Consider the following 5,575-nt stretch of genomic DNA (forward strand, 5'->3'; position numbering starts at 1 on the left):
GCCTTCAATGGTGTCATCAAGCGGATAATATACAAGGCATGTGGTTACAATGATCTTGATTATCTCTATCTAAAAATCAGGCAGGAGGCCCAAAAATGATCAGCCAACCTGTAAAAGGGCCATAAAAACTGAGCCCTGAGATGGAAAAGTGCAGTTTGGACGCCCAGAACAGGGAGTCATAACCACTGATACTGTCGCCGTACCATTGCTCCCAGCTGGACTCCATCATGGACGTCAGCTCACTGGCGGAGAGATAACCCTCTTTTCGGCCTTCGGCCAAACGTTTTCAAACTCAAAACGGGCTGGAATATTATTCAGAAAAGCTGCGGCTCTTTCAGCATCCTGCCAGGCCACCTGCATTCGCTCAGCATCGGTTTCTGCTTGCTCAAACAGTGCATCCCTTACCAGCGTTTCGGCAAAAATACTGTCAGTCTCTGCCAACGTCATGGGGTAATAGGTCTCAGTCAGTGACATATCCCTCATCACCCAGTTATGCCAGGCATGCCCTAATTCATGTGCCAGTGTAATCACATTAGTGATGGCGCCATCCCAGGTCATAAACACTCTGGGCTCTCTAACATTCTCAAACCTTGTGCAATAAGCCCCCGTTGAACGGGACTCCGTGGGCCTGGCATCAATCCAACCATTCTCGTACATTTGAATGGCAAACTGCCCCATTTCAACATCAAAGTTTGAAAAAGCATCAGAGACCAGCTTGATACCCTCTTCAAATGAGATATAACCACTGTCCTGACTGTCAGCCGGGCAAGGAGCATGAAGATCTTGAGGCCCCAGCTTCTCTACCCCCAACCCTTTAGCCATTCCTGCCAGGGCTCGATGCCCCAGTGACTTCTTCTGATCCGTTGCTTTCATTAACGAATCCAGTGTTTGCTTCTCAATACATTGGGTATGACAGGATACATCAAGATAGTGCAGTGGCTTTTTAACAGATCGAAGGGATTGCTCCTGAGTTCTCCAGCCATTAATGGCATTCAGAATAGCGGCGACGGTTTCTTCTCTGCTTTTCCAGGCAGATTGAATACCTTCCCAGGCTAACTGTCGTTTCTCTGTATCCTGTTGCAGCGTCATATTGAAAGCTGAGGCCAAGCCTAACTCTTGACCATCCACATCACACTTCAACTGGCCAGCCAGTTCACTGTATAAGCGGCCCCAACCATGAAGACCGTTTGTCGACAGTGCTGAAACCGTCACTTCTTCATTGGTAGACAGACGATGATCCACCATCTTTCGTTCATGCTGGAAATAAAACCGAAAAGCGGCAGCCTGTTTATTGGAAAACAGTACTTCAAGAAAACTCTCTGGTGCTTCTATTATATATTGATCAACGGGCTTGAAAGCCTGATCGATACGAGCACCAAGCTCACCTGTTTTAACTTTGATTCGTGCGGCCAGTTCATTTTTAGCATCCACACTGGAGAAGCTCTGAGCATAAACACTGATCGTTCTAACCTTTATGCTGACTTCATCGTAAAGCTTTAATGCTTTGACAATGTTGGTCAATAAAGCATCATCCGAAGAGACAGCGATTATTTCACCCAAACTTTTAAGGGTTTCAATGAGTTGCTCGGAATCATTGAAATCCCCATCCAACTTAGGATCGGTTAGAGACTGATAGATGGATTGGTTGTCCCAGATTGGGATGGATTGGTCGTAATTCAAAGTCATAGAGTGCCTCTAAAGGATTAATCGCACCAAAGTAGGACAGCAAGAAGTATATTCACCCAAAATAAGTGCATAGAGAAAAGAGGGGAAAATGCGTCAGAAGTCTCTACTTTCAATAATGGAGAGATTATAGAAACTGACACTGCCTAAGCAGTGTCAGTTCAGCCAAATCAGAACCTGCTGTTGAGGTTTAGATAAACAAATCTGCCTGTCGTGTCATACGTTCTGTCGTCCGTGTTAGCATTGAAGCCAGTCAGGAGCTGTGGTGGTTGCTCATCAAACAGGTTTTCTATGCCTACAGAGACTGTAGTATTCCATTCAGAGAACAAATAGCTGGCACGAACATCATGATAGAAAATAGAGTCGATCTTATTGAATCTGTTTTCAGCTGGATCGATTTCTTCTTCAAGATGGTGGATATAACGAACACCGTAGTTCACAGTCCAGGGACCATCAATCCAGGTAGTAGCAAATGTTGAACGCCAGCGAGCAAAGTTACCGCCCGCATCACCCGCTTCTCTTCTGTAACGACCAGCGTATTTAATAACATCACCATTAACCTGAGTGACATCATATTGATCAAGATACGTCAGATCCCAGCTGAAAACTAACTGACCAAAGCTGTAATCATCCTTATAACGCAAGTTGATATCTGCACCTCGTGCTTCAATCTTACCCACGTTTGCCTGACTGTCTTCAATGAACAATATCTGCCCTTCATTATTCCTGGTGATGGAATCGCAGTATTGTCCTGAACTCGCACACTGATTCAGACGATATTGAGCACCTACATTCATGATGGCATCGTCAACTACAATGTCCCAAATATCAAAAGTGGCAGAGAATCCTGACCAAGCTTCAGGAGAATATACAAAACCAAAGGTTTTAATCTCAGCTGTTTCAGGCTGAAGACTTGAATTACCACCGATGTTTGTATCAAATTGAGTTCGATCATCCTGACCTGTTGGATCAACCAGAAACTCTGCAGACTGAACCGTTCCAGAATAAAGTTCGGATACACTGGGTGCACGGAACGCTTCTGAAAGAGTGCCTCGCAGCATCAACTCATCATTTGGACGATAAGTTAGTCCATAGCTCCAGTTGGTTGTGTCACCAAAGGTATTGTAGTCTGAGTAACGAACGGCCAAAGAGGCATCCAGAGACTGTATAAATGGCTTTCCTTCAATCAGCGGTACAGCCAGTTCACCAAAAGTCTCTTTGACTGTATATGAGCCAGACGTTGCAGCCTCAAGACCTGCTACATCATTACTGTTTTGTACTTGCTGATCGGGTGTGTAAGCACCTGACTCTTTTCTCCAGCTATACCCTGCAGCAAAACCTACGGTTCCAGCTGGCAGTTCAAAGAGATCGCCATTCACATTGGCTTCCCAGTTCTCTTGCTTATTTTCACCTTCTGCTTCTTTTACGTAGGTGACATAGTCAATAGCAGCCTGGCTTGGTGTACCAAACATATTGAATGGAGTACAACCTGAGATCACATTACCATTTCCGTCCAGACATTGACCTTGTGCATTGGTAGGGCCGATTGAGTTGGCCAGTCTGTCAACCAGGAAAGAGTTCTGACTATCGTTCCCCGTGTTTTTGCCATAGTTGTAGAACAGCTCCCAGTTCCAGTCATTTTGAAACTGCCCATCAAGTGCCAGAACTGATCTGTAGGTCTCGTTGTCATACTCCAGAATCCTGGGCCCCGTATCAACCATACGACGACGCCAGTCTGATATATCTTCACCTGTTGGGTTATAGACATTATCTTTGGAAATAGCACCTATGCCGCCAACACCGGAAAACGCACCAAAAAGAGGCTCCGGAGCTAACTGAATAGTGGATTTTCTTTTTGCATAAGAAAGTTCAGCAGACGCTCGAACTTCTCCGAGAAAGCCAGCGTTGCCCAAAATATAGTCGCCAAACAAATTGGCATAATAGCGATCACTGGGGGTTTGGATATAGTTATCTGGCTGATAATTATATAGATCGTCCGGGTTCTTGAAGTCTCTCAGGTTATCGCCCTGTTCCGGACCATAGGTCAGCACCTTTGTGACAACTCTGGTTACAGAATTGCTCTTAGCATCATCACCTGTGCCAACAGTATCTTCATTTATGTTAACATTCTGCCCATTGATGTTGGCAATTGGATTGCCATCATTATCAATCGTTACCGCTACTCTGTTTTTTACACCGTTGGTTTCATCCGCACTCCCGTCAGCATCAGTATCTACGTAGGTGTAATACATCCCTCTGCCATCAGGATCATTAGGATCGATCCCCAAATTGTCATCTCGATCTGGAATCTTGTAGTAACCCCATGGTGTAGCACTACTTCCGCTCACATAGGATTCATTTGCAGATTCATCATACTGAATATCATTTTCAGAGAACTTGCGGTCACCCGCCATTATTTTTTTCTGCTGTACAGCAGAGAAGCTGAACACCAGTGAACCACGCTCAAAATCCTTCCCTGCGGTGATATCTACCTGAGCAACATCACCATCACCTTCACTGGACTTACCGTAGTAAAAGTTAGTTTCAACACCATCAAAATTCTTCTTGGTAATGATATTGACAACACCTGCAATAGCATCAGAACCATAAACTGCTGACGCGCCGTCTTTAAGAATTTCAACACGCTCAACCATTGCGATAGGAATCATCTGCAGGTCAACAGTACTGTCAGCACCGGTGCCACTGGCCACAAAACGACGCCCATTAACAAGTACAAGTGTTCTGGCAGAGCCAAGCCCCCTCAAGGAAACCCTTGCTGCACCTGAACCGCCGTTATTTACCTGGGATGAAGTGGCAGCACCTGCCATAGATGGGAGCTCTTGCAAGAGATCTCCAACACTGGAAAGACCCGATTGAACAATCTGATCACGGGTAATTACCTGAACCGGATTTGAACCTTCTACATCGACTCTTGAGATTCGAGATCCAGTCACTTGAATTTTTTCAAGCTTTTCAACTTCCTGCTCTGCTGCAAAGGCTAAATTTGAGCCTGCAGAAACCCCCATAGCTACGACAATAGCCGTGCTAAGCGCTGTTCTTCTGAACATGTTATTATTTTCCTTGCTATCCACTTATAGTGTTTATTATTGGCTCAGCTTGAGCTTGTGGCTCCTTGCCTGTACACCGCCATGTTTGGCAGGTCACCTCAATCAGAACCTTATTGTGGTTGCTCTCTAAAACCCAATCGATACAATCTAAAGTAATAACAAGAGGCTTTCTCTCTCATTATCTTTTAATTGAGCTTGTCAAGAGACTTTCAAAAACAGTCAATCAAAATAGTAATTGACCAATTTTCATCCACCTTAAATTCCAGGTGTCTTTCAAAAGAAAGTCATTTCCTAAAGAAAAAACGCCACCTACTCATCAATCCATTAATGAGTATTTGAAAATCCAGATTATTAACAATCAAAATCCATACCAACTTTCCAAATCAATACAGATTCCTATCACCTCATACCCATGTTAAAAACCATTTCAAAATAATGACGACTGGTAAATTTTTATCTAATTCGTATACAAAATCAATAAGTCACAGATATCAAACGTGAAAAAACGATCTTTACAAAGCACTTTTTAGAGAAAATCACAAAAATCATGCAGAGTAATAGATTTATATAATTAACGGCGAGAAGGGGAATTTATCAACTTTAGAAATGAATTACTAACTGAACACTTAAGACTTTGATCAACACTTCAATCAAAGCATCTCAATTATTTTGGTAGAAGAGGCATTACCCTTTGAGTAGGCTAAGTTGCTTTTATCTGTTGTTTGAACCAGTGTTCTACAATTTTTTCAGAAAGACGCTCACCTGTTAACTTGTCAGCTTCTGTCAATAGCCGCCGCCAGCCCAGATAATGTTTCAAGTATTTG

2 protein-coding genes are annotated in these 5,575 nt (G+C 43.6%); both read right to left on the reverse strand.

Annotation, left to right across the window (positions count from 1 at the left end; all coding sequences use genetic code 11):
* Positions 1-234 precede the first annotated feature (234 nt).
* The gene (locus ACR2PX_RS09310) at positions 235-1,686 is read right to left on the reverse strand and encodes a M3 family metallopeptidase (protein WP_433999083.1); all 1,452 of its coding nucleotides are present in this window, start codon (positions 1,684-1,686) and stop codon (positions 235-237) included.
* 167 nt (positions 1,687-1,853) lie between these two features.
* Entirely contained in the window at positions 1,854-4,751 is a 2,898-nt protein-coding gene (locus tag ACR2PX_RS09315; RefSeq protein WP_433999084.1) for a TonB-dependent receptor domain-containing protein, read from the reverse strand.
* Positions 4,752-5,575 lie beyond the last annotated feature (824 nt).

Origin of the sequence: Endozoicomonas sp., assembly GCF_051008435.1 — a bacterium.
Classification (GTDB): Bacteria; Pseudomonadota; Gammaproteobacteria; order Pseudomonadales; family Endozoicomonadaceae; genus Endozoicomonas_A.